This is a genomic window from Tepidiphilus sp. J10 (assembly GCF_006980785.1).
Taxonomy (GTDB): Bacteria; Pseudomonadota; Gammaproteobacteria; order Burkholderiales; family Rhodocyclaceae; genus Tepidiphilus; species Tepidiphilus olei.
This window is the reverse complement of record NZ_SBHP01000002.1, coordinates 43,371-64,850: the sequence shown is the minus strand read 5'-3', so window position 1 is coordinate 64,850 and position 21,480 is coordinate 43,371. Positions and strand designations below refer to the sequence as shown.

Genomic DNA, 21,480 nt, shown 5'->3' with positions numbered 1-21,480 from the left:
GCCATGGCCATCGAGACCGACGATCTCGCCTCCGCTGCCGAAACGCGGCTCATCGGCCCCGCTGCGCGCCCCGAGGACGCCATCGAGCGGGCCTTGCGCCCCAAGCGGCTGGCCGAGTACATCGGTCAGCCCAAGGTGCGCGAGCAGCTCGACATCTTCATCCAGGCCGCGCGCCGCCGGGGCGAGGCGCTCGATCACGTGCTCCTCTTCGGCCCCCCCGGTTTGGGCAAGACGACGCTCGCCCACATCATCGCCGGCGAAATGGGCGTGGGGCTGAAACAGACGTCCGGGCCGGTGCTCGAACGGCCCGGCGATCTCGCCGCCATCCTCACCAACCTCGAACCCAACGACGTGCTCTTCATCGACGAGATCCATCGGCTCTCGCCGGTGATCGAGGAAATCCTCTATCCGGCGATGGAGGATTATCAAATCGACATCATGATCGGCGAAGGTCCCGCGGCGCGTTCGATCAAGCTCGATCTGGCCCCTTTCACCCTGGTAGGGGCCACCACCCGCGCCGGCATGCTCACCAATCCCCTGCGCGACCGCTTCGGCATCGTCGCCCGGCTGGAATTCTATGCCCCCGAGGATCTCGCCCACATCGTGCGCCGCTCGGCGCAGCTGCTGGAAGTGCGCATCGACGAGGCCGGCGCCTTCGAAATCGCCCGTCGGGCGCGCGGCACGCCGCGCATCGCCAACCGCTTGCTGCGCCGCGTGCGCGACTTCGCCGAAGTACGCGCCGCTGGCGCCATCACCGCCGAGATCGCCGACCAGGCGCTCGCCCTGCTCGACGTCGACCCTCTGGGGCTCGACATCATGGACCGCAAGCTGCTCTCGGCCGTCATCGAGAAGTTCGCCGGCGGCCCCGTGGGGCTGGACAATCTCGCCGCCGCCATCGGTGAATCGGCCGACACCATCGAAGACGTGCTCGAACCCTACCTCATCCAACAGGGTTACCTGCAGCGCACCCCCCGCGGACGCATCGCCACGCCTGCCGTCTACACCCATCTCGGCCTCGAGGCACCGCCCCGCCGACCCGACGCGGCCCAAGGCACGCTCCTCGACGACACCGACTAACCAGGAGAGCGGGCGCATGCGCGCCTTTCTCGCCTTCACCATCGTTTTCTGCGCCATTACCGGCATCTGGCTGCTATGGGCCGCCCCTGCCTTTTACCTGCCCGATCGCGGAGACACCGGCTGCGGCTGGTGGATCGACCCCACCGGCGCCCGCCTCGTCGGCCTCGCGCTCCTGGGCATCGCCGCGGCCGGCTGGCGCCTCGTGCGCATCGCTGCCCGCGGAACCATACCGGATGCGCGCTGGCAGCGCCGGCACGCGCTCCTCACGCTCGGCGCCTTCGCCCTCCTCGTCTGGGTAAGCGCCCGCGCGCCTTACGTCACCGATCCGGACCAGGGCTCCCCTGTCGCCTGCTCCAGGGGAAAACAAGGACGATGAAAAACGACCCGGCTCAACGCACCTGCTTCAAGCGCTCCTCGAGCTTCGCTGCTGGCATGTAGCCGCCCAGCCGGTCGCCCGACGCGAGAAAAATCGTTGGCGTACCCGAGATACGCAGTTGCTCGCCGAGCGCCATGTTCTGCTCGATCGCCTTCGTATCGCAAGAACCAGCCCCTGGAATCGGTTTGTCTTCGGTCATCCACGCCAGCCAGGCTGCGGCCCGATCGGGTGCGCACCAAATCCGTTTCACTTTGTCCACCGAATCCGGACCCAGGATGGGATAGAGGAAGACGTAGATCGTCACGTCATCGATCGTCTGTAATTCCTTGGCGAGCTTCTTGCAAAACGTGCAGTTCGGATCCTCGAAGGTGGCCATCACCCGAGTCCCCTTGCCGCGCACGATCTTGATTGCCCGATCGAGCGGCAAGGTGGAAAAGTCGATGCGCGCGAGCTCTTCCATGCGCTTGGCCGTGACGTCTTCGCGCTTGGCCGTGTCGATGATCGAGCCGGTGACCACGTAGGACACTTTCTCGTCGGTATAGACCACTTCCCCCGTCGTCAGCACCACCTCGTAGAGGCCCCCATAAGGCACGGCGCGCACCGAGCTCACTGCCGGTGCCCCGAGGAACGCTTCCATCTTCGCCTTGACCTCTTTCTCACCAGCGAACGCTGCCGTCGCCAGACCGAACACCGCCATCAACGCCACCACCGCCTTACGCCACCCTTCCATCACCGACTCTCCTGCACAAAGAAATCTCCAAAAGCGGCATAGCGCACCATCGCCTCCTTGACGAACGGCAAACGATCGACGAGCCGCATCCCGACGTTGCGCAACTGCCGCACTTCCGGCCGGCGCAGACTGAAGAGCCGCGCCAGCGCGTCGGTGGCCGTCTGCATCAGCCAAGGCTCCTCCGCTCGCCGCCGCGCGTAGCGCGACAGCACCGGCAAGGCGCCGGGATCGGCCTCGGGCGGCAGGGCACGGAGCACTTCGCCGAGCACCGCCACGTCGTTGAACCCCAGGTTGATGCCATGCCCCGACAAAGGATGAATGCCATGTGCCGCATCGCCGATGAGCGCCACGCGCGGGCGCACCACCTGCGGGCAGCGCAGCAAGGAGAGCGGAAACGCCTGACGCGGCGTGATCGTCGTCATCGCCCCGAGCACGCCGCCGCTCGCCGCTTCCACGCGGCGCGCGAACGCCGCTTCGTCGAGCGCGAGCAATTCTTCCGCCTGCGGCTGCGGTGCCGACCACACGATCGATACCCGATTTCCCGGCAAAGGAAGGAAGGCGAGCACCCCGTCGTCGCGGAACCACTGCCGCGCCACGTGCCGATGCGGCTGGCTCACGGCGAAATTGGCCACGATCCCTTGTTGATGGTAAGGCACCACCCGCGCCGGCAGACCGGCCTGCTCCCGCACCCAAGACTGGCGCCCGTCGGCGCCGATGAGCAGCCGCGTGCGCACCCGCGAACCATCGCGGCACACCACCGTGAGCGTTTCCGTCTCACTCACCAGAGCCTGCCCGGCCTTGCCCTCGCCGGTGAGCAGGGTGACATTGCGCTGTCGCCGCACCGCCTCCCACAAGGCATCGCGCACCAGCGACTGCTCGGCAATCACCGCCAGCCGGCTCAAGCCCGCCTCATAAGCAGAAAAAGACAGCATCCCGCCACGATCGCCATGAACCTCGATACGGTCGACCGCGCACCAACGCTCTGGATCCAGGCGCTGCCACACGTCGAGCCGCTCCAGGAGCGCGACGGCCGCCGGCGTATAGGCATAGACGCGGGCATCCCACTGCCCCTCGTGCCCGTGCTGCGGCCGCGGCTCGATCAGCCCCACTTTCCAGGACGAGTCGCGCAGCGCCGCCGCACACGCCAGCCCCGCCAAACCGCCACCATGAATCAGGATATCGACGTTCACCGTCACCACCGGAAAAACTGCACCAATTTTTTCAGATTCTCCGCCAGACCGGCGAGCGTGCGGCTCGCTCCCGCCAGCTCGTCGGAGCTCACCGCCGTTTGCTTGGTCGACGATTGGATCGCCCCGATGTTTCGCCCCAGCTCCTCGGCCGCCCGGCGCAGCGCCTCGATCGCTTCGGTGATACGGCCATTGAGGGTACGTACCTCTCCCGCCTCGCTGCGGATGTTCGCCAATGCCTCCTGCGCTTCGCGACTATACTCCAAAGTCGTTCGCGCCACCTCGCGGCTCGTCTCCATCACCTGCACCGCCCGACTCGCGCCGTGCTGCAATTTGGCGATCATGTCCTGGATTTCGCGTGTCGAATCCTGGGTGCGCACGGCCAAGGAACGCACCTCGTCGGCCACCACGGCGAATCCCCGGCCGTATTCCCCGGCGCGGGCCGCCTCGATGGCGGCATTGAGCGCCAGGAGATTCGTCTGTTGGGCAATCTCTTCGATCACGGTGGTCACTTTCTCGATGCTCGCGCTATCTTGCGACACTTCGCTCACCGTCGCCGCCACTTCTTCGAGCGTCTCACCGAGATGGTTCATCGCCTCGGCCGTTTTCTGCACCACTTCGTTGCCGTTTTCCACCTGGCGGTCGGCCTCCACCGCCGCTTCGGCCGCCTGTCGAGCAAAAGTCGCCACCTGATCGACGTTGCCCCCCATGCGCTCGACCGCCGTCGCCATTTTCTCGGTCTCGGCCGACTGGATCTGCACCTGACGTCGATTGCTTTCGCTGATTTCCTCCAATCTGCCAGATTGCACCGCGATGTCGACGGCTGCCGTATTCACCTGCTTGATCGTCTCCAGAAGCCGTTGCAAAGTCTGCTGTAACACCCCCATCACGCTCTCGGGATAGCGCGTATTCAGGCGCTGCCCCAGCTCACCCGCGGCCAGCCGTCGAATGGCCTCGCCCACCTCGTCGGGTTCCGCCCCCAAGGTGGCGAGGATGGAGCGAATCGTCATCGAAGCCAGCGTCACCGAGATCACCAGCGCCACCACGGTCACCAGCAACATCAGGTTACGGAAACCGCTCGCCAAGGATCGCACCTGGTCGAGACTCTCGCGAATGACCCGCTCCTGGTGATCGATGAAGGCGTTGATCGCCGCCAACCACTCGACGTAGGCCGGAGAAACCTCGCGCAACAGCATGGCTTGCGCGGCCTCCACATCCCCGCTCAGGCGCAGCTCGATCACCCGCTGCGTTCCCGGCACCGCCCGTCGCTCGATTTCCTTGATGCGCGACAAGAGGCGCCGATCCTCCTCGGTCGCCTCTTGCGCCATCAGCCGATCGAGTTTTTCTGCCGAATCGGCATAGAAAGCCGCCAAACGTTCGATTTCGGCCACATGTGCCCGGACCGCGGTCAAATCGTGCTCCAGAACCGTATCACGAACAGATATGGCACGATCATGAACACTCCCCCGAAAGTTGATGGCGTAGCGCTGCTTCAGCGTCGCACCCTCGTTCACGTCAGTGAGCGTGCCATCGATCGATGCAACCCGCTGGATGCCAATGGCCGTGATCATTACCATCAAAGCAAGCAGACAGCCGAACCCCAACCCCAGCCGCTTCGCGACGGTCATCTTTGCCGACATGCTGGTTCCCCATTGTCTCTTGGAAAAGCAACGGCTCGAGCCACCTACTGCGCAGCCACGGCACCGCGGGCGTCAAGTAATGCCACCGCTTGCCAAAGCGTTTCGCGCGGCACACTATACAACAGCTTCGGCCGTCATTCCATTAGCCTGCTGCTATCACGGATCACGAGCCCAAGCGATACGCCTCGAGCCACTCCCCGAGGTGATCCTCCAGCATCCACCCCTCGCGCACCCACTGCTGCAGCGCGTCGCCCTCCTTCTGCGCCGCGTCCAGATCGTGGATGCGCGCGCGGATCGCCTCGAGCCAGGCGTCCGACCGGTTGGGCACGCGCGTCACCGGTGCGCCGCGATACGGCAGCACGTCCGAGCACACCACCGGCCAGCCGAGGATGCCATACTCCAGAATCCGCAAGTTCGACTTGCACTCGTTGAAGCGATTCACCTCCAGCGGCGCCACCGCCAAGTCCAGGTTCAGGCTCGCGAGTTTGGCCGGATACTGCTCGAACGGCACGAAGGGATGGAACTCCTTCACGAACGGGCGCAGCTCCTCCGGGCACATGCCAAAGAAGACCCAGTCGCACTCCTCGCTCGTCGCCTTCACCACCTCGCGGATCAGGGCCAGATCCCCCGCGTGCTGCATCGCCCCCGCCCAGCCTACGCGCGGCTTGGGCCCCACGCGCCGCTCGGAACGCAGCTCGTTCCACACCCAGCCCGGCAGATAGTTCGGAATCAGGCGCACCTCGCGGGCGTACTTCTCGATCGCCGCACGGATCGGCTCGGTCGTCACCACCACCCGGTCGGCGGTGCGCACCACCCGCTTCATCTCCCCCGGCGTGTTGCGGTGCTCATAGACCTCGCTCTGGCGCGGAATCTCGCTGATGAGATCATCCAGATGCAGCAGGAAAGGAATGCCCGCGAGCTCCTGTACCTGGCGCACCGTCTCCAGATGATCGCTCAGCTCCAAAAAGGCGCTCGCGGTGAAGACATCCGGCCTGGCCCGCTCCACCTCGACGAGCAAGGGAATGCGCGTCTGCCGCACCCCCGGCGCATGGATGAAACTGCGCTCCACCGCCCTCGCCTGCCATAGCCCCTCCAGCGGCTGCTTGATGCGGTACTCGATCACCCCGCTCAACTGCTCCCAGCCCAGCACCCGCACCTTTTCCGTGGGCAGACGCGGATCCCAATTCACCACGATCTCCGACTCCACCCGGTAGTCGCGGTGCGTCAGGCTCAAATGCCGGTTGTAGGCCGGATCGCGCGCGAGCTGCGGCAACCACTTGCGCAACATCGCCTCCTGCTCCTTGCCGAAGCGCTGCTGCGCCTTGCGCGCCTTGGCCGGCTCTGCCGCCTCCTGCTGCTGGCTCACGCTGCCGTGATGCACCAGCACCACGAAAGGCGTCCACACAATCTTGTAGCCGCGCTCGCGCACCTTCAGGCACAAGTCGACGTCGTTGTAGGACACGCGAAACGCCTGCTCGTCCAGCCCCTTCACCTCCTCCCACACCGACTTGCGAATCAAAAGGCAGGCCGCCGTCACCGCGGAAAGATCCTGATCTACCAACGCCCGGTTCATGTACCCGCCGTCGGTGAGCCCCAGAAGACCGAGATACGGATGCTCGGCAATGCCGCCCAGCCCCAGGATCACGCCCACGTGCTGCACCGTCGGCGGCTGCGGGAACATCAGCTTTACCCCCACGATGCCCACGTCCGGCCTCTGGCCGTAGGCCACCATGCGCTCCAGCCAATGCTCCTGCAGCACCACCGTGTCGTTGTTGAGCAGCAACAAATACTCGCCGCTTGCCTCGCGCGCGGCCAAATTGCACATCGCCGAGAAATTGAACGGCTTGGGATAAGGCAATACCCGCACGCCCTCCGCCTTCAGGCGTTCCAGATACGCGCACGCCTGCGGCTGCGTGCTGCCATTGTCCACCACCAGGATCTCGTAGTCGGGATAATTCGTCTTCGCGCGAATGCTCTCGACGCAGGACTGGAGATAATCCGCCTGGTCTTTCGTCGGAATGACGATCGACACGCGCGGCTGCCGCGGCCAGCGATACACCACCCGCCAGGTGCCCGGCACGTACCCCTCCGCCACCTCCGCGTCCAACGCTCGGCGCGCCAGATGCGCCGCCAGCGCCTGCCGATGCGCCGGCTCATCCACCGCCTCCTCACGCCCCGCCGGCACGGAGTAGAGCACCTCATCCACATGTCCGATCGCCTCCTCGCCGAAGGCATCGAGCACCCGCAGCGCCAGATCGTAACGCCACGCCTCCCCACACTCGCCCCATCCGCCAACCGCCGCGAATGCCTCACGCTCCACCCACAGGCACGGGCCCAGATACGGCATCGAGCGCAGCAAGTCGAGATTGACGTCCGGTCGGAAGAGCGGATCGCGCCGCGTGCCGTCCGCCTCCACCGTGTCCGAATCGCCATACATCAGGCGCCACTGCGGAAACGCCAACGCATGGCGCACCAGCTGCTCCACCGCATCGCCCGCCAGCCGCACCCCCGGCGCGAGCACCGACATCCAGCCCGACTCCACCGCCGCCAGCTCCTCCGCGAGCGCCGCCCCCATCCCCTCCGCCGACTCCACCGCTCGCCAGCGCAACATGGGCAACTCCGCCCACATCGCATCCGGCGCCGGCGCATCGGCCACCACCACCAGCCGCCACAAAGGCGCCGACTGCACGCCCAAGCTGTCGAGCGTATCGGCCAGGAGCGGCAAGTCGGACGCTGGACAAGGGACGACGAAGGTAATAGTGGGACTGTCGGCGGGAAGGGGATCGTCGGGGTGGAAGGGGGTGTGCCAACGCTGCAGGTACGAGTGGTAAGGGTTCATCGGCACCTTATCTGGCTGCTCCTCTGCCTGAAGACTCTGCAACATTTGTGTCCTATCCTATTTTGATTTAAAAATCACTATTTCGTCATATACCACCGCTTTCTCCACTTCGGGAACTTCGGCCAGGATGCGCCGGATGATGTCGATCGTGCTCTGGGGCAGACCGAATTCATGCGCTTCGCTCATAGCTCCCTCGCCAGGCAATGAAGAGTCACAAGCCGATCTCGTTACATACCGGCAAGCGCGTTCATCATAGCAGTGCGCGGTACAATGCTGCCCATGAAACTCGCCACCTGGAACCTCAACTCGATCACCGCCCGGCTGCCGCACTTGCAGCGCTGGGTTGCCGACGCCCGCCCCGACGTGCTCGCCCTACAGGAGCTCAAATGTCCGGCGGAGAAATTTCCCGCGCAAGCGATCGCCGAACTCGGCTACACGGCCGCCGTGCATGGGCAGAAAACGTACAATGGGGTGGCGCTGCTGGTGCGCGAGGGGTTGCCGTGGCGCGAGGTAGTGCGCGGCGTCCCCGAGTTCGACGACGAGCAGGCGCGCCTCATCGTGGCCGAGATCGATGAGCCCGGCAGCCAGACACCGCTTTGGGTCGCGAGCGCGTATTTCCCCAACGGTCAGGCGGTGGGCAGCGACAAGTTCGCCTACAAGCTCGCCTGGATCGAGGCGCTCGCCTCCTGGATCGGACGGGAGCGGCTCACGGAGCGCCCCTTCGTGCTGATGGGCGACTTCAACATCGCCCCCACCGCCGAAGATACCCATCCCGACTGGCCGCAAGACGGCATCCTCGCCTCGCCCCCCGAGCGCGCGGCTTTTGCCCGGCTCGTCTCGCTCGGGCTCGTCGACGCCTTCCGCCGCTTTCCCCAGTCCCCGCAGTCCTATTCGTGGTGGGACTACCGCCAGGGAGCGTTCCGGCGCAACCTGGGCCTGCGCATCGACCACATCCTCGTCTCGCCGCCGCTGCTGCCGCGCCTGCGCGCCTGCACGATCGACGTCGAACCCCGCCGCTGGGAACGCCCCTCGGATCACGCCCCGGTGGTGCTGGAGCTCGCCGACTTCACTTGAAGAACACGTCGAGCCAACGGATGAATCCCGTGATACCGCCGATCGCCAGGATCACCCAGACCGTCTGGCGATGAATCGCTTGCGTCAGCCGCACCTCGACGTTCTTGATCTCCAGACGCACGCCTTCGATTTCCTTGCGCGTCTCCAGACGGAGGGCCTCGATCTCTCGCAGCAGGCGCAGCTCCGTCTCACGCAGGTGGGCATGCGTGGCCACGTCGCGCAGGTCGGGATAGCGCGCTTCCAGCGCCTCGAACGCCTCGGCGATCAACTTCGCGCGACGCTTGTCCTCGCCCGCCTCGAGCAGCTCTTCATAGAGTTTCAGCGCAGCGCCCATGGGCAATTCCCCATAGAAAAAGTAGATTCTAACCGCACGTTCAAACGATGCTGCGCACTACGCCGCCATCGACCCGCAGCGCCGCGCCGGTGGTAGCCGAGGCCGCAGCGCTGCATACGTAGGCAATCATGGCAGCGACTTCGTCCGGCCGGGCAAAACGGCGGATGAGAGAAGTCGGCCGCATGGTACGGAAAAATTCCCGCTCCACCTCTTCCACGCTCACCCCTTGCGCCGCCGCGGCCTCTTCGAGCACGTCGGTCTGCGGCACGGCATGCAACAGCGCCTCGCACCCTTCGGCCGTAGAAAGATCGGCCGCCACGCCGATGAGCCGCGCCTGAGGTACCTCCGCACGCAGGCGGGCAATCGCCGCCTCTACCCGCTGTGGCGAGCGTCCATTGATCACCACTTCCGCCCCTTCGCGCGCCAAAGCCTTGGCCGTAGCAAATCCGATACCGGAAGTCGACCCGCTCACCACCGCTTTCTTGCCCTGCAATCCCAAATCCATTGCCCCTCCTTTCATATTGTTTTTTTCCCTCGACGCGGCATGCAAAATCCAGAGTCAGAATCGAGCCGCTGAATGGCTAGCCGGGCTCACTTGAAGAACACGTCCAGCCAGCGGATGAATCCGGTGATACCGCCGATCGCCAGGATCACCCAGACCGTCTGGCGATGGATCGCCTGCGTCAGCCGCACCTCGACGTTCTTGATCTCCAGACGCACGCCTTCGATTTCCTTGCGAAGATTGGCATCGATCCCATGGAGCTCTTTGCGCAGGCTGGCGTCGATCTCGTGCATCTCCTTGCGCAGGTTCGCCTCGATTTCCTTCGTCTCCAGGCGGATGGCCTCGATCTCTCGTAGCAGGCGCAGCTCCGTCTCACGCAGGTGGGCATGCGTGGCCACGTCGCGCAAATCCGGATAGCGCGCTTCCAGCGCCTCGAACGCCTCGGCGATCAACTTCGCACGACGCTTGTCCTCGCCCGCGTCGAGCAGATCTTCGTAGAGTTTGAGCGCAGCGCCCATGGGCAATTCCCCATAGAAAAGTTAGATTCTAACCGCACGTTCAAACGATGCTGCGCACCACGCCGCTCAGCGCGCAAAGACGTCCTCGAGACGCGTGGCATCGAGCACCCGGTCGGCCCACGTTTCGAGCTCGTCGGACGTGGCATCCTGCAGGCGCTGCTGTACCCAGCCGGGCAGAGGGCCAAAGCGGCGCGTGAGCTGGCGCTGCAGCAGAAGCGCCTCGCCCTGCAAGACGCCTTTCTGCAGCCCCTGTTGTAGCCCCTGTTGCAGCGCGCTCTGCTCGCGCTGGCGGATTTGTTCTTTGATGCGTTCGGCGAATTGCATGGTCACTTCCCCCAGGTCGTAGGATTCGGGCACGTCGAGCTCGGGCTTGAGGTCTCGTAATAGGTACTCGCGTATCCAGAGCGCGAGAATGCGCTGAAGTTCCGGGTCGCCCGCAAACCAGGCGCGCATCGCTGCGCCCAGCCGGGCGATGTCTTCGGCCGTCTCTTGCCGCTTGAGCCGGATGGTGGCAGCCACGGCGTTTTGCAGGCTCGCGAGCACTTCGTCACTATAGGCGTTTTCATCGACGAGGAAGTAGGAAAGCCGCGGCAGGTAGTTTCCGAGGATCCCCGGCGGGTGCTCGGGCAGAAGCTCGGCGAGGTCGGTGGGGGCGCTCCAGCGCTCTTCGCCGGTGTAGAAGACGATCGGCAAGACCGGCGGTAGTTTCTTGCCTTGGACTCGTCCGCCCTTGATGAGGTCTTGGTAGAGCAGCCCCACGTAGGTGAGCATGCGCACGGCCATCCAGGGGTCGACGCTGCTTTGGAATTCGATCAGGAAGTAGAGATAGAGCCAGTCTTCGCCCGTCTTCACCCGCCAGAGGACGTCGTCGGCGCGTTCGCGCAGGTCGTCGCTCACGTAGCTTGCAGGGATTTTTTCCAGGGTGGTGAAGTCGAGCCGCTTCATCCAGTCATCAGGGATGAAGCCTTCGACGAGGTGCTGCACCATCTTGGGCGATGAGAAGAGGTGCTTGTAGCTGGCATCGTGGCGGGCGTTCATGCCCCTATTGTAATCGGGTAGGGTGTAGCGGCAAAATGCGGCAATCTTGGGGCACTATGGACTGAAGGGATTTACGTAAGTCCTTGATTTTATTGGTGCCGTTGAGAGGACTCGAACCTCCGACCTACTGATTACGAATCAGTTGCTCTACCAGCTGAGCTACAACGGCATGGAGCGCGGCCTGGCGGCCTGGAAGAAGTGGCATTTTATCCCTCTCCTGCGCGAAAATCAAGCTCGCGCACGCAGCGCCCTACCATGGCGGCGCGGATCGTCGGCGGGGGCCACGCGATCGTCCATGAACTCGACGATGCGCTTGGCCACTGGTTTGTCGAGCTTGCGCAGCTGCTCCTTGGCCGTCTCGGAGTATTCAATCGACCAAGCCAAGTGCTTTCCTCACATCATCCGAGGAATGAACTGGCTCCTGCCCCTTGCGGATAGACTCGAGCACGTCGGCGGCAAGGTAGTAATCCTCGAGATCCTCGAGGCCCCGCTCGATGAGCTCGCGCAGGTAATAAGCCTTGCTGCGCCCCGTTCGCTGGGCAAGGAAGTCGAGCCGTTGCTCCACTTCGGGGGAAAGGCGGATGGAGGTGGGCATGTCCTCGTCTCCATTCAATACATGTATTTCATTCAATATAGCACGAAGTCGCGGCAACAACGATCGTGGGATTCGCGGCGCACGATGCCGGATCATGCTAGCCTACGTGCAGGAGCCGAGCGCATCCAGCAACCGAGCGCGCCGCCGCTACTTGCGCCACCACCAAAAAAGCAGCGAGAGCAGCACCGAGACGAGGATGCTGGTCGTGAGGGGGAAGTAGAACGTGAAATTGTCGCGCTCGATGACGATGTCGCCGGGCAGGCGGCCGAAGGGGAAACGCGACAGCCACGGCCAGAGCACGGCCGCGAGCAGCAGGAGGATGCCGAGCAGGAAGAGGAGTTTTTGCATCGTCGGCGCCCGGGGATGCTGGCGGAGAGGGCGGGATTCGAACCCGCGTCAGGGTATTCCCCTGAACACGCTTTCCAGGCGTGCGATTTAAACCGCTCATCCACCTCTCCGGCAAGCCTTGTATTATACCGAGGTTCGGCGAAAAACGCCACGCTCCTCGCACGTGGCTCGCCTTTTCCTCCAAGGAGCACCACATGGGACACCGCCTCTCCAAGATCACCACCCGCACGGGCGACGAAGGCACCACCGGCCTCGGTGACGGCTCGCGCGTGGCCAAGAACAGCCGGCGCATCGAGGCGCTGGGCGAAGTCGATGAATTGAACGCCGTGGTCGGCGTGCTCGCGAGCGAAACCACGGACGAAGACCTGCGCGCGGTGCTCGCCGAGATCCAGCACGCCCTCTTCGACCTGGGCGGAGAACTCTGCCTTCCCGGCGCGGCCGTGCTCACCGACGCGCAGGTGGCGCGGCTCGAGGCGCTGATCGAGAGCTACAACGCCGACCTGCCCCCGCTCGAGGAATTCATCCTGCCCGGCGGCAGCCGCGCCGCGGCGCTCGCGCACCTTGCCCGCACCGTCTGCCGCCGCGCCGAGCGCTCGGTGGTGGCGCTCGCCCAGGAAGAAGCGCTGCACTCCGCCCCGCGCCGCTACCTCAACCGCCTCTCGGACCTCTTCTTCGTGCTCGCCCGCGTCTACAACCGCCGCGCCGGCGTGCCCGACGAACTGTGGCGGCGCGAGCACAAAACGCCCAAGCCCGCGCGCGCCGGCGCCATGACCTCCGGCGGGGAAAATTCCTCAAGTCCCGCCGCATGATGCCGTAAACACTCCTACCGAACCCGGTAATCCACTCACGGAAGGAGAACCATCATGGCTGTCATCAATACCAACATCGCCTCGCTCAACGCGCAGCGCAACCTCTTGAGGAGCCAGAACGACATGCAGACCGCCATGGAGCGGCTCTCGTCGGGTCTGCGCATCAACTCCGCCAAGGACGACGCGGCGGGCCTGTCGATCGGCACGCGCATGGGCGCGCAGATCAGCGGCCTGAACCAGGCCATCCGCAACGCCAACGACGGCATCTCGCTCGCGCAGACTGCCGAAGGCGCCATGGACGAATCCACCAAGATCCTGCAGCGCATGCGCGACCTGGCCGTGCAGGCTGCCAACGACACCAACACCGGCCTCGACCGCGCGGCGATGCAAAAAGAAATGGACCAGCTCTACCAGGAGCTCGACCGCATCGCCAACAACACCGAATTCAACGGCAAGAAGCTCCTCGACGGCACCGCCGTGGGCATGAGTTTCCAGGTCGGCGCCAACGCCGGGCAGACCGTCTCCTTCAGCATCGGCTCGGTCAAGACCCGCGACCTCAACCTCAACGGCTACTCCGCCCTGGGCGAGCTCAACAGCGGGCGGGTCAATCCTAATGGCTTAACAGGAAGTATCCTCGCGACCGACGTCAAGATCAACGGCGCCAACTTCTCGACCGGGACTGTAACCTTAAGCTCTACGACTAGTGCCAAAGACATCGCCGCAGCCATCAACTCGAACACCGGCCAGCATGGCGTCAGCGCCACGGCCTACAACGTCGTCAAGGGCAACACCGGCGCAAACGGCATCACCGACGGCACGCTGACGATCAACAACCAACAGATCGCCAAGTCGGGCAGCATGGAAGAGCTGGTGGCGAACATCAACCGCGACGCCCCCGGGGTGACGGCCACGCTCAACTCCGACGGTTCGATCACGCTGAGCAATGACACCGGCGGGGATATTGTGATCGGTGGTACCGTAACGGGCACGGGGTTCACCGCGGGCACCTACAAAGGCTATGTCGCGCTCAAGACCGCCGATGGCTCGCCGATCAGCATCACGGGCACCCCCGCCAGTGTCCAAGCCCTGGGATTCAACCTCAGCGCCGGCGCAACGCAGGTGACCGGGGCGGCCGTCGCCTCGGGAAGCGGTAATGAGCTCAAGGACACCGACGTCGTCAAGATCAACGGCGTGAAAATCGGCCCCTCGGCCTCCGACTCGGCGGCGGACAAAGCCGCGGCGATCAACGCCGTCAAGGACCAGACCGGCGTCTCGGCCGAAGCCTTCACGCAGGTGAAGGTCGACATTAACGCCGCCAACTTGAACACCGCCAGGAAGATCACCATCAATGGCAAGGAGGTCTCTGTTGGTGGGACAGGCTATACAGTAAGCAAGCTCGTAGACGACATCAACGGCGCGAACATCCCCGGCATCGTCGCCTCCACGGACAACAGCGGCAAGCTGGTACTGACCTCCGCCCAGGGGCTCAACATCTCGCTGCTGGATGCCGACGCAACTGGTGCTAATGGTGCCAACATCCTCGGCGCCGCCACCGACCAGTCCGGCAATAGTATAACTATACCCGATAATGGTACGACTCCAGTCACCGTCGCCGGCCGGCTCACGCTCAAGAGCGACACCGGCGCGGACGTGCGCATTACCGGCGAGCCTGCTTCCTTGGCAAAACTGGGGCTGGTCGAGCAAGGAGGGTCGGACGAAGCGATCGGCTCGGGCTTGAGCCTGGCCAACGCCAAGAACGCGGGCATTGCCATCCAGCGGATCGACGAGGCGATCAACAAGATCTCCGATCAGCGATCCTCGCTCGGGGCGATCATCAACCGCTTCCAGTCGACGATCTCGAACCTCTCGAACGTGTCGCAAAACCTGTCCGCGGCCCGCTCGCGCATCATGGATGCCGACTTCGCCGCCGAGACGGCGAACCTGTCGCGGGCGCAAATCCTGCAGCAGGCCGGCACCGCCATGCTCGCGCAAGCGAACGCCTCGACGCAGAACGTGCTGACGCTCCTGCGCTGATCGGGGCTTGACACGGGCGGCGCAGGCTCTAGCATGAGCCCTGGCGTCGCCCGTTCCCCTGGGGGAGATTGACCATGAACGTCCCGATTTCTTCCGTGTCGCTACCGCAGGGCGCCGCGAGCACGGTGGTGACCGAGCCGCCGCGCCCGCCGGCCCCTTCCGCCGCGACTTCGACGGACACGGCGGCGAACGCGACGGCCGCCGCGCGCACAAGCGACACCGCCCCGGCGACGGCAGGCAATACCGCCGCCACTGCCCAATCTTCTGCCATCGACCGCGACACCTTGCAGGGCGCGGTCGAGCGGGTGCAAAAGGCGGTGGAGACGCTCTCGAGCGCCGGCATCCAATTCACCCTCGACCAGGATTTCAACAAGATGGTCGTGCAAGTGGTGGATACCTCCACCAAGGAAGTGATCCGGCAGATTCCGCCCAAGGAGATGCTGGAGATCGCCCAGGCGCTGGACAAGCTCCAGGGCTTGCTCGTGCATCAGAAAGCCTGAGGAGACGCACATGGCATCGATCACTTCGACCGGCATCGGGTCCGGTCTGGATATCAACGGCATCATCGACAAGCTGATGGCGGTGGAGCGCAAGCCGCTCGATGCGCTCGACCAGCAGCGCGCGGTCGTCACCAACCAGGTATCGGCCCTCGGGCAAGTGCGCTCGGCGCTGTCGACCTTGCAATCGGCGGTGCAGGGGCTACAGGCCACGGGCGTGTTCAACGCGGCGGGCACGACGGTCGATTATGGCGCGGGATTTACCGCCAGCGCCAAGCCGGGCGCGCCGGCGGGCAGCTACCAGATCGGCGTGCAGCAGCTCGCCCAGGCGCAGCGGCTTGCCACCAGCGCAACGTCAGAGTTCGACCCGAGCGCCGGCGGCAGCCTGCAGATCCAGGTGGGCGACAAGACGAGCACGGTGAATTTTTCGGGCGGCACGCTCGAACAGCTGCGCGATGCCATCAACGCGGCCGACGCCGGCGTGCGGGCGAGCGTGATCTTCAACGGCAGCGTGCAGCAGCTGGTGCTCACCGGCGCACAAACGGGAACGGCCAACGCCTTTTCCTTGACGGGCACGGGCGGGCTCCAGGATTTGAGTTTCGATCCGAACGCCCAGAACGTCCCGACCAATCCCAACCAGACGATCTACCGCGTGCAGGCGGCGCAAAACGCCCAGCTCAGCGTCGATGGCATCGCGCTCACGCGGCCGAGCAACACGGTCGATGACGTCATCCCCGGCGTAACCCTGCAGTTGCGCGCGGTGGCAGGCGAGGCGACGCTGACGGTTTCCTCCGATACGTCCGCGGCCAAGACGGCGCTGCAGAACTTCGTCAATGCCTACAACCAGACGGTCTCGACGATTTCTTCCCTGTCGAGCTACGACCCGCAGACGCAGACGGCGGCGGTGTTGAACGGCGATTCGACGGTGCGCTCGCTGCAGCAGCAGTTGCGCCAGGTCTTGAATCAGCCGGTGAGCGGGGGCGCTTTCCAGTATCTGGCGCAAATCGGCGTCTCCTTCGACCAGAAGGGGGTGCTGACGCTGGATACGGCCAAGCTCGATGCGGCGCTCGCCAAGGATCCGAACGCGGTGGCCCGGCTCGTGCAGGGCGACGGGACGACGCAGGGCGTGGCGGGCCGCCTCTCCGATGTGCTCGACCGCTATACGCGGCTCGCGGGCCTGATCGATACGCGGGTGCAGGGGCTGTCTTCACAGCTTAGCCTGATCGATCGGCAGAAACAGCAGATCCAGAGCCAGCTGGACCGCTTGCAGGAGACCTATCAGCAGCAGTTCAATGCGATGGACAAGATCGTGGGACAGTACAACAGCCTGAGCACGTATCTGACGCAGCAGTTCAAGGCGTTGTCGGGTGCGTCAAACGGCTGAGGAGCGAGGAGAAGTCTATGTTCAATCGCATGAGAGGCGCCAACGCCTATTCGCAAGTGAATCTGGAGACCGCCGTGCAGACTGCCGATCCCCGCCAACTGATCCTGATGCTCTACGATGGGGCCTTGCTGGCGCTGGCAGAGGCCACCGTGGCCATCGAGCAGAAAGACGTGCCCAAACGGGCCAAGTCGATCAGCCACGCCATCGCCATCATCCACGACGGGCTGCATGCCTCGCTCGACATGGAGAGCGGCGGGGAGCTATCACAGCGGCTCGCGGCGCTCTACGACTACATGGTCGAGCGTCTGACGCAGGCGAACGCCACCAACAACGCCGCGGCGGTGCAGGAGGTGAGCGGCCTGCTGCGCACCCTGCGCGAAGCCTGGGCGGAGATGCCGCGCCAGCAGGCCGCGGCGGCGGTGGAGTGAGGCGATGAGCGCGATGACTGCGGAAGAGTCGCCTTGGGCGGGGCTCGCGCGTGGCTGCGAAGCGCTCGCCGCAGCCGCCGAGGCGAACGACTGGGCCCGCGCGGCGAGGCTGATGCGCGAGCTCGGGGCGCTCGTCGCGGCCGACCGCGCCTGGTGCGCGACGCACGACCCGGCCCTGCCCGAGCGGCGCGCGGCGATCGCCGCTGCGCACGCGGCGCTGGAGTCGGCCGGCGCACACTTGCTGCCGGCGCATGCGAGCCTGAAGAAACTGCTGCGCGCCTGGGGTGCGCTGCCGCCGACGTGAGCGCGCCGCTCCAGGGAGACGCTGAAGAAATGAGCGAGCACCGCGCAACGCAGCGATTCGCCCGCGCAGCCAATCATTCAGCGTTTCCCTAGGCGCCCGGAGGTGATGAGATGATCCCGCCAGACCTCGCTGCGCGGATACGCATGATGGTCGAGGCGGAGCTGCTACGCCCCGAGGCGCAGGTCGGCGGGGTGGAGCGCATCCGCCCCCTTCCGGAGCGCCTGCCGGAGGTGCTCCCGGGGCAGGTACTGCGCGCCACCATCCAGCGGCCGCTGCCCGAGGGCACCTACCAGGCGGTGGTAGCAGGGCGTGAAATGACGCTCGCGCTCGACCAGCCGGTGAAGAGCGGCGATACCCTGGAGCTGGTGGTCGAGCGGCAGGTAGGCGGCACCATTTACGCCCGCCGTCAGGAAGGGCAGGAAGGAGCGGATCGGAGCATAGCGGGCGCCTCGGCGCGCACCCAGCTCTCCTCGGCCGGCGAGCTTCTGCGGCAAGTGCTGACACAGCCCGCCCCGCAGCGCCTGCCCCTGCCTGCCGGCACGGAACGGGCCGCGCCACTGCTGCCCGCCCCGCCCCAATCGCCCGCGGAAGTACAGCGCCTGGCCACGGCGCTGCAAGACAGCGTGCAGCGCTCGGGGCTCTTCTACGAATCCCATCTGGCACGGTGGGTCCGGGGACAGTATCCGCTCGAATCCCTGCGCGCCGAGCCGCACAACCTCGTGGCGCGGGCAACACCGGCGGCTCCGAGCGCAGAAGCGCCGCCGTCGGGCTCCGCGCCTGCCGCTGCCGGTGCTGTTCCTCCTGCTTCCGGTGCCGCACCTGCCGCTGGTACCGCCTCCCTTGCGGCTGCCTCCGCCGCGCTTGGCGTTGCCGGCGAAGAGGTTTCGTCGGCCGAGCGCGCCGCGTTGGTAGCGGCCGCCGCGCCCTCCCCTTTACTGACCTGGCTCATGCGCAACGCCCCTGGCGCTGCCGGGCCGGGGAACGCCGAGCGGCTGCTCGCGGCCTTTCTCTCCGGGCAGATCCCTGCGTCCGGCGCCGAGGAGGCTGCGGCGCGCCCCGCCGTCGCGCCCGAGCGCGGCGCGCCCCCGGCCGGCGCAACGGCAGCGACCACGGCAAGCGAAGGCGCACAGGGCGCCCCTCCTGCGAGCGCCAGCGCCATTCCCGAACGGCTGGTGCCGATCGTGCAACATCAGCTCGACGCCCTGGCCACCCAGCAGCTGAACGTGCAGTTCGCCCCTTGGCCGGGTTTGCTCGTGCAGTGGCGCATCGAGGCGGAGGGAGAGCAGGACGGAAGGGCCGAAGGGGAGAAAGGCGAGGCGCCGGTGTGGCGCTCCACGCTGCGGCTGACCCTGCCCCGCCTGGGCGAGGTGACGGCGCAGCTGCAGTGGCAGCATGGAACGCTCGAATTGCGTCTCACGGCCAGCCAGGAAGCGGCTTTGACGCGGATGCGCGCCGCGGCGCCCATGCTGGCCTCGGCTTTGGAGGCGGACGGCATTCGCGTCACGAAGATCGAGGTCGCGGCGCAGGAGGGGATGGATGCAACCGAAGAATGAACGAGCGGAAACCGCGACGGGCGAGCGCCTCGCCGCGGTGGCGTTACGCTACGAGTCGGGCGAGCCTGCACCCCGGGTGGTCGCCAAGGGGCAGGGGCTGATCGCCGAGCAGATCCTCGAGCGCGCGCGCGAGGCGGGCGTGTATGTACACGAGTCGCCTGAGCTGCTCTCGTTGCTGATGAAGCTCGATCTGGACGAGCGCATTCCGCCCCAGCTCTACGTAGCGGTGGCGGAACTGCTCGCCTGGGTCTATCGACTGGAGCAGGAGGGCGGTGGCGGCAATCCCCTGCCTCCACGCGCTCCGCCGCCGGAAAGTATGCTATAACATGACCAGCCTGCCAACGATCTTGCTCCCTTCATGTCTTCCGCCCCCTTGCGCATCGAGCTCTACGATCCCGAGCGCCACCCCGATCTCCTCTTGCGCTCTCCTCGCGAGATCGCGTTTCTGCTGCGAAGCCTGGCGGAGCGTCGGGTTCAGCTGGGCATCTTTGCCGAGCGCCGCTATCTCTTCACGTCCGTGCTCCTGGATGTCAGCGAGGAGCATCTCGTCCTCGACCCTTGTGGCGACGAGCAACTCAACCGCCTGGCAACGCAATGTGGCGTGATCTGCCAGGGCAAGCTCGAAGGGGTGACGGTGCAGTTTGCCTGCGCGCGGCTGGTGCGTGTCGAACATCAGGGCGTGATGGGCCTCGGCGCGCCTTTGCCCTCAACGGTGCTGCGCTTGCAGCGCCGGGAGTTCTTCCGCCTGCCGCCGCCCGTGCCCACATGGTGGTGCGAGCTGCCGTGGTCGGATCCGGCTTTTGCGCCCTTGCAGGCGGAGGAGCCCAAGCTGAAGCTGCGCGTCCTGGATTTGAGCGTGGGGGGCGTCGCCCTGCTCTTTCCGCCCGAGGTCCCCGCGCCCGCGCACGGCCACCAATTCGCCGGCGCGCGCCTCATACTGCCGCCCATGGATTGGCTAGAAACGGCCATGGAGGTGCGCAGCATCCTGCCGCTCGATACCCCCGGACCGGCAAGGGCCGTTCCCACACGAGTGGGCTTTCGTTTCATCGGCATGCCCACGGCAGCGGCGAACCGCCTCTACCGCTTCCTCTTCGAATTGCAGCGGGAACAGCTGGCCGCACGACGCGGCACGTGACGTGATTCGTGTTTATTCGCATGGGCTCTAGACGATGTACACGCTGCGCTTCGCCAAATCCGCCGAGAAAGTCATCGCCCGGATGCCGCAAGGCGTGGCGCGCCGCATGATCGACGAACTCAAGGCCATTGCCGCCGATCCAACGATGTACCGTGGTGACTGGAAGCCCTTGTCCGGCTCACCCTTTTGGCGTTTACGCGTAGGCGACTGGAGGGCAATCTGCGAATTGCGTAATGCCGAACTCGTTTTGCTGGTGGTCAAAGTCGCACCACGAGGAGACGCATACAAATGAGCGTGCAAATCATTGAACTGGATGGAAAACCGGCTTTCGCCGTGGTGCCGGTGGCACAATGGAAGGCACTTTTGGAACGGCTGGAAGACCTGCAAGACGCCGTGGATGCCAGGGCTGCGGCAAACGAGGAAACGTTGCCTCTCGACTTCATCGAACGGCGGCTCGCTGGAGAATCGCCGTTCAAACTATGGCGAGAGCATCGCGGGCTCACTCTAGAGACGCTTGCCGACAGAGCGGGTTGCACGCCCCAGATGCTATCGATGATCGAGCGGGGTGATACCAAACCTTCCGCTGATCTGTTGGCACGGCTTGCGAGCGCGCTCGGTTGCGACATGGACAGCCTCCAGTGCGACTGAGCGTTCGCAAGGGGAGCGCGTAACGCAGCAATCAGGCGGTGCAACCGAGTGGTTTACGCGCGCGATCGTGAGTCACACCGGCATGTTCATGATGTCTTGGTAGGCGCTCACCAGGCGGTTGCGCACCTGCACCATCTGGTTGAAGGCGAGCGAAGCCTTTTCCAGGTCGATCATGACGTTTTGCAGGTCGACGTTGGGGTCGCCCGCGCTGAAGCGATCGGCTTGCTCGCGCGCCTGGCTCTGCGCCTGGCTCACGTCTTTGAGGGCGGAATCGAGCACGGAGGCGAAATCGACCTGCCCGGCTCCTTGCGGCGCTTCGGCGGCGGCTGGCTTGCCCTGGGCGAGCGCCTGGGCGCGCTGCATTTCGGCGAGCAGCTGGTTGATGCCGTTGGTGTCCATGCCATGCCTCCTGTTCTGCGGCGGCTGCGTT

The 21,480-nt window shown here is 65.3% G+C and carries 27 protein-coding genes and 2 tRNA genes; 14 read left to right on the top strand and 15 right to left on the bottom strand.

Going from position 1 to position 21,480, the window contains the following annotated elements; all coding sequences use genetic code 11:
- Positions 1 to 3: 3 nt before the first annotated feature.
- The gene (gene ruvB, locus EPD81_RS04950) at positions 4 to 1,077 is read left to right on the top strand and encodes a Holliday junction branch migration DNA helicase RuvB (RefSeq protein ID WP_142804350.1); all 1,074 of its coding nucleotides are present in this window, start codon (positions 4 to 6) and stop codon (positions 1,075 to 1,077) included.
- Between the two features lie 16 nt (positions 1,078 to 1,093).
- Entirely contained in the window at positions 1,094 to 1,453 is a 360-nt protein-coding gene (locus tag EPD81_RS04945; RefSeq protein WP_142804349.1) for a hypothetical protein, read from the top strand.
- Between the two features lie 13 nt (positions 1,454 to 1,466).
- Here EPD81_RS04945 and EPD81_RS04940 read toward each other — a convergent pair whose 3' ends face one another.
- From EPD81_RS04940 to EPD81_RS10825, 5 genes are all read right to left on the bottom strand, one after another.
- Entirely contained in the window at positions 1,467 to 2,183 is a 717-nt protein-coding gene (locus EPD81_RS04940; protein WP_142804348.1) for a DsbC family protein, read from the bottom strand.
- Positions 2,183 to 3,379, bottom strand: coding sequence for a UbiH/UbiF family hydroxylase (locus EPD81_RS04935; RefSeq protein ID WP_221929220.1), 1,197 nt, complete (start codon positions 3,377 to 3,379; stop codon positions 2,183 to 2,185). The genes EPD81_RS04940 and EPD81_RS04935 overlap by 1 nt, the downstream gene beginning before the upstream one ends.
- Complete coding sequence (locus EPD81_RS04930; protein ID WP_221929219.1) at positions 3,376 to 4,998, bottom strand: methyl-accepting chemotaxis protein; 1,623 nt, start codon at positions 4,996 to 4,998, stop codon at positions 3,376 to 3,378. The genes EPD81_RS04935 and EPD81_RS04930 overlap by 4 nt, the downstream gene beginning before the upstream one ends.
- 175 nt (positions 4,999 to 5,173) lie before the next feature.
- A complete protein-coding gene (locus EPD81_RS04925; RefSeq protein WP_185955359.1) occupies positions 5,174 to 7,849 on the bottom strand; it encodes a glycosyltransferase in 2,676 nt (891 codons plus the stop codon).
- 57 nt (positions 7,850 to 7,906) lie between these two features.
- Positions 7,907 to 8,035 (bottom strand): hypothetical protein, encoded by a 129-nt coding sequence (locus EPD81_RS10825; protein ID WP_255446484.1) that lies wholly within the window; start codon positions 8,033 to 8,035, stop codon positions 7,907 to 7,909.
- Between the two features lie 93 nt (positions 8,036 to 8,128).
- Between EPD81_RS10825 and xth the strand changes: the two genes are divergently transcribed.
- Positions 8,129 to 8,923, top strand: coding sequence for an exodeoxyribonuclease III (gene xth / locus EPD81_RS04920; RefSeq protein ID WP_142804344.1), 795 nt, complete (start codon positions 8,129 to 8,131; stop codon positions 8,921 to 8,923).
- On the opposite strand, the gene EPD81_RS04915 is transcribed toward xth, so the two are convergent.
- The 9 genes from EPD81_RS04915 to EPD81_RS04880 all read right to left on the bottom strand — a co-directional run bounded on the left by EPD81_RS04915 (position 8,916) and on the right by EPD81_RS04880 (position 12,368).
- On the bottom strand, positions 8,916 to 9,257 hold the full coding sequence (locus EPD81_RS04915; RefSeq protein ID WP_142804343.1) for a DUF1640 domain-containing protein: 342 nt from the start codon (positions 9,255 to 9,257) through the stop codon (positions 8,916 to 8,918). The two genes, xth and EPD81_RS04915, sit on opposite strands and share 8 nt — an antisense overlap.
- A gap of 40 nt (positions 9,258 to 9,297) precedes the next feature.
- Positions 9,298 to 9,762, bottom strand: a complete 465-nt coding sequence (locus EPD81_RS10910; RefSeq protein ID WP_142804342.1) for an SDR family oxidoreductase — start codon at positions 9,760 to 9,762, stop codon at positions 9,298 to 9,300.
- An 86-nt stretch (positions 9,763 to 9,848) separates the two neighbouring features.
- On the bottom strand, positions 9,849 to 10,277 hold the full coding sequence (locus EPD81_RS04905; protein ID WP_142804341.1) for a DUF1640 domain-containing protein: 429 nt from the start codon (positions 10,275 to 10,277) through the stop codon (positions 9,849 to 9,851).
- 66 nt (positions 10,278 to 10,343) lie between these two features.
- Complete coding sequence (locus EPD81_RS04900; RefSeq protein WP_142804340.1) at positions 10,344 to 11,315, bottom strand: Rpn family recombination-promoting nuclease/putative transposase; 972 nt, start codon at positions 11,313 to 11,315, stop codon at positions 10,344 to 10,346.
- Between the two features lie 93 nt (positions 11,316 to 11,408).
- Positions 11,409 to 11,484 (bottom strand) — tRNA-Thr (locus tag EPD81_RS04895).
- Positions 11,485 to 11,543: 59 nt separating this feature from the next.
- On the bottom strand, positions 11,544 to 11,699 hold the full coding sequence (locus tag EPD81_RS10650) for a type II toxin-antitoxin system RelE/ParE family toxin (RefSeq protein WP_185955358.1): 156 nt from the start codon (positions 11,697 to 11,699) through the stop codon (positions 11,544 to 11,546).
- Positions 11,683 to 11,910 carry a ribbon-helix-helix protein, CopG family gene (locus EPD81_RS04890; protein ID WP_142804339.1) on the bottom strand — a complete coding sequence of 76 codons (228 nt, stop codon included), beginning with the start codon at positions 11,908 to 11,910 and terminating at the stop codon, positions 11,683 to 11,685. The genes EPD81_RS10650 and EPD81_RS04890 overlap by 17 nt, the downstream gene beginning before the upstream one ends.
- A gap of 147 nt (positions 11,911 to 12,057) precedes the next feature.
- A complete protein-coding gene (locus EPD81_RS04885; RefSeq protein WP_142804338.1) occupies positions 12,058 to 12,258 on the bottom strand; it encodes a DUF2905 domain-containing protein in 201 nt (66 codons plus the stop codon).
- Positions 12,259 to 12,277: 19 nt separating this feature from the next.
- A tRNA-Ser gene (locus tag EPD81_RS04880) sits at positions 12,278 to 12,368 on the bottom strand.
- Between the two features lie 84 nt (positions 12,369 to 12,452).
- Here EPD81_RS04880 and EPD81_RS04875 point away from each other — a divergent pair.
- The 11 genes from EPD81_RS04875 to EPD81_RS04825 all read left to right on the top strand — a co-directional run bounded on the left by EPD81_RS04875 (position 12,453) and on the right by EPD81_RS04825 (position 21,050).
- Positions 12,453 to 13,067, top strand: a complete 615-nt coding sequence (locus EPD81_RS04875; RefSeq protein WP_142804337.1) for a cob(I)yrinic acid a,c-diamide adenosyltransferase — start codon at positions 12,453 to 12,455, stop codon at positions 13,065 to 13,067.
- 54 nt (positions 13,068 to 13,121) lie between these two features.
- Entirely contained in the window at positions 13,122 to 15,101 is a 1,980-nt protein-coding gene (locus tag EPD81_RS10905; protein ID WP_142804336.1) for a flagellin, read from the top strand.
- A 74-nt stretch (positions 15,102 to 15,175) separates the two neighbouring features.
- Positions 15,176 to 15,601, top strand: coding sequence for a flagellar protein FlaG (locus tag EPD81_RS04865; RefSeq protein ID WP_142804335.1), 426 nt, complete (start codon positions 15,176 to 15,178; stop codon positions 15,599 to 15,601).
- A 10-nt stretch (positions 15,602 to 15,611) separates the two neighbouring features.
- On the top strand, positions 15,612 to 16,982 hold the full coding sequence (fliD, locus tag EPD81_RS04860) for a flagellar filament capping protein FliD (protein WP_142804334.1): 1,371 nt from the start codon (positions 15,612 to 15,614) through the stop codon (positions 16,980 to 16,982).
- Between the two features lie 17 nt (positions 16,983 to 16,999).
- The gene (fliS, locus tag EPD81_RS04855; RefSeq protein ID WP_142804333.1) at positions 17,000 to 17,410 is read left to right on the top strand and encodes a flagellar export chaperone FliS; all 411 of its coding nucleotides are present in this window, start codon (positions 17,000 to 17,002) and stop codon (positions 17,408 to 17,410) included.
- 4 nt (positions 17,411 to 17,414) lie between these two features.
- Positions 17,415 to 17,714: a hypothetical protein gene (locus tag EPD81_RS04850; RefSeq protein WP_142804332.1), complete on the top strand. Its 300-nt coding sequence runs from the start codon at positions 17,415 to 17,417 to the stop codon at positions 17,712 to 17,714.
- Between the two features lie 110 nt (positions 17,715 to 17,824).
- Entirely contained in the window at positions 17,825 to 19,267 is a 1,443-nt protein-coding gene (locus EPD81_RS04845; RefSeq protein WP_142804331.1) for a flagellar hook-length control protein FliK, read from the top strand.
- Entirely contained in the window at positions 19,251 to 19,592 is a 342-nt protein-coding gene (locus EPD81_RS04840) for an EscU/YscU/HrcU family type III secretion system export apparatus switch protein (protein ID WP_142804330.1), read from the top strand. Before EPD81_RS04845 ends, EPD81_RS04840 begins: the two co-directional genes overlap by 17 nt.
- 33 nt (positions 19,593 to 19,625) lie before the next feature.
- Entirely contained in the window at positions 19,626 to 20,402 is a 777-nt protein-coding gene (locus EPD81_RS04835) for a flagellar brake protein (RefSeq protein ID WP_142804329.1), read from the top strand.
- Between the two features lie 34 nt (positions 20,403 to 20,436).
- Complete coding sequence (locus EPD81_RS04830) at positions 20,437 to 20,694, top strand: type II toxin-antitoxin system RelE/ParE family toxin (RefSeq protein ID WP_142804328.1); 258 nt, start codon at positions 20,437 to 20,439, stop codon at positions 20,692 to 20,694.
- The gene (locus EPD81_RS04825; RefSeq protein WP_142804327.1) at positions 20,691 to 21,050 is read left to right on the top strand and encodes a helix-turn-helix domain-containing protein; all 360 of its coding nucleotides are present in this window, start codon (positions 20,691 to 20,693) and stop codon (positions 21,048 to 21,050) included. Before EPD81_RS04830 ends, EPD81_RS04825 begins: the two co-directional genes overlap by 4 nt.
- 72 nt (positions 21,051 to 21,122) lie before the next feature.
- Here the strand turns inward: EPD81_RS04825 and fliE are convergent, their stop codons facing one another.
- Positions 21,123 to 21,449: a flagellar hook-basal body complex protein FliE gene (gene fliE / locus EPD81_RS04820; protein ID WP_142804326.1), complete on the bottom strand. Its 327-nt coding sequence runs from the start codon at positions 21,447 to 21,449 to the stop codon at positions 21,123 to 21,125.
- Positions 21,450 to 21,480: the final 31 nt, after the last annotated feature.

What these genes read in the sequence shown, in the direction of transcription:
- EPD81_RS04830 (WP_142804328.1), top strand. Translation starts at nt 20,437, where the DNA reads ATGTACACGCTGCGCTTCGCCAAATCCGCCGAGAAAGTCATCGCCCGG.
- EPD81_RS04930 (WP_221929219.1), bottom strand. Translation starts at nt 4,998, where the DNA reads ATGACCGTCGCGAAGCGGCTGGGGTTGGGGTTCGGCTGTCTGCTTGCT.
- EPD81_RS04850 (WP_142804332.1), top strand. Translation starts at nt 17,415, where the DNA reads ATGAGCGCGATGACTGCGGAAGAGTCGCCTTGGGCGGGGCTCGCGCGT.
- EPD81_RS04825 (WP_142804327.1), top strand. Translation starts at nt 20,691, where the DNA reads ATGAGCGTGCAAATCATTGAACTGGATGGAAAACCGGCTTTCGCCGTG.
- EPD81_RS10905 (WP_142804336.1), top strand. Translation starts at nt 13,122, where the DNA reads ATGGCTGTCATCAATACCAACATCGCCTCGCTCAACGCGCAGCGCAAC.
- xth (WP_142804344.1), top strand. Translation starts at nt 8,129, where the DNA reads ATGAAACTCGCCACCTGGAACCTCAACTCGATCACCGCCCGGCTGCCG.
- EPD81_RS04905 (WP_142804341.1), bottom strand. Translation starts at nt 10,277, where the DNA reads ATGGGCGCTGCGCTCAAACTCTACGAAGATCTGCTCGACGCGGGCGAG.
- EPD81_RS04865 (WP_142804335.1), top strand. Translation starts at nt 15,176, where the DNA reads ATGAACGTCCCGATTTCTTCCGTGTCGCTACCGCAGGGCGCCGCGAGC.
- EPD81_RS04940 (WP_142804348.1), bottom strand. Translation starts at nt 2,183, where the DNA reads ATGGAAGGGTGGCGTAAGGCGGTGGTGGCGTTGATGGCGGTGTTCGGT.
- ruvB (WP_142804350.1), top strand. Translation starts at nt 4, where the DNA reads ATGGCCATCGAGACCGACGATCTCGCCTCCGCTGCCGAAACGCGGCTC.
- EPD81_RS04885 (WP_142804338.1), bottom strand. Translation starts at nt 12,258, where the DNA reads ATGCAAAAACTCCTCTTCCTGCTCGGCATCCTCCTGCTGCTCGCGGCC.
- EPD81_RS04835 (WP_142804329.1), top strand. Translation starts at nt 19,626, where the DNA reads ATGTCTTCCGCCCCCTTGCGCATCGAGCTCTACGATCCCGAGCGCCAC.
- EPD81_RS04925 (WP_185955359.1), bottom strand. Translation starts at nt 7,849, where the DNA reads ATGAACCCTTACCACTCGTACCTGCAGCGTTGGCACACCCCCTTCCAC.
- EPD81_RS04915 (WP_142804343.1), bottom strand. Translation starts at nt 9,257, where the DNA reads ATGGGCGCTGCGCTGAAACTCTATGAAGAGCTGCTCGAGGCGGGCGAG.
- EPD81_RS10825 (WP_255446484.1), bottom strand. Translation starts at nt 8,035, where the DNA reads ATGAGCGAAGCGCATGAATTCGGTCTGCCCCAGAGCACGATCGACATC.
- EPD81_RS10910 (WP_142804342.1), bottom strand. Translation starts at nt 9,762, where the DNA reads ATGGATTTGGGATTGCAGGGCAAGAAAGCGGTGGTGAGCGGGTCGACT.
- fliE (WP_142804326.1), bottom strand. Translation starts at nt 21,449, where the DNA reads ATGGACACCAACGGCATCAACCAGCTGCTCGCCGAAATGCAGCGCGCC.
- EPD81_RS04875 (WP_142804337.1), top strand. Translation starts at nt 12,453, where the DNA reads ATGGGACACCGCCTCTCCAAGATCACCACCCGCACGGGCGACGAAGGC.
- EPD81_RS04840 (WP_142804330.1), top strand. Translation starts at nt 19,251, where the DNA reads ATGCAACCGAAGAATGAACGAGCGGAAACCGCGACGGGCGAGCGCCTC.
- EPD81_RS04890 (WP_142804339.1), bottom strand. Translation starts at nt 11,910, where the DNA reads ATGCCCACCTCCATCCGCCTTTCCCCCGAAGTGGAGCAACGGCTCGAC.
- fliD (WP_142804334.1), top strand. Translation starts at nt 15,612, where the DNA reads ATGGCATCGATCACTTCGACCGGCATCGGGTCCGGTCTGGATATCAAC.
- fliS (WP_142804333.1), top strand. Translation starts at nt 17,000, where the DNA reads ATGTTCAATCGCATGAGAGGCGCCAACGCCTATTCGCAAGTGAATCTG.
- EPD81_RS04845 (WP_142804331.1), top strand. Translation starts at nt 17,825, where the DNA reads ATGATCCCGCCAGACCTCGCTGCGCGGATACGCATGATGGTCGAGGCG.
- EPD81_RS04900 (WP_142804340.1), bottom strand. Translation starts at nt 11,315, where the DNA reads ATGAACGCCCGCCACGATGCCAGCTACAAGCACCTCTTCTCATCGCCC.
- EPD81_RS04945 (WP_142804349.1), top strand. Translation starts at nt 1,094, where the DNA reads ATGCGCGCCTTTCTCGCCTTCACCATCGTTTTCTGCGCCATTACCGGC.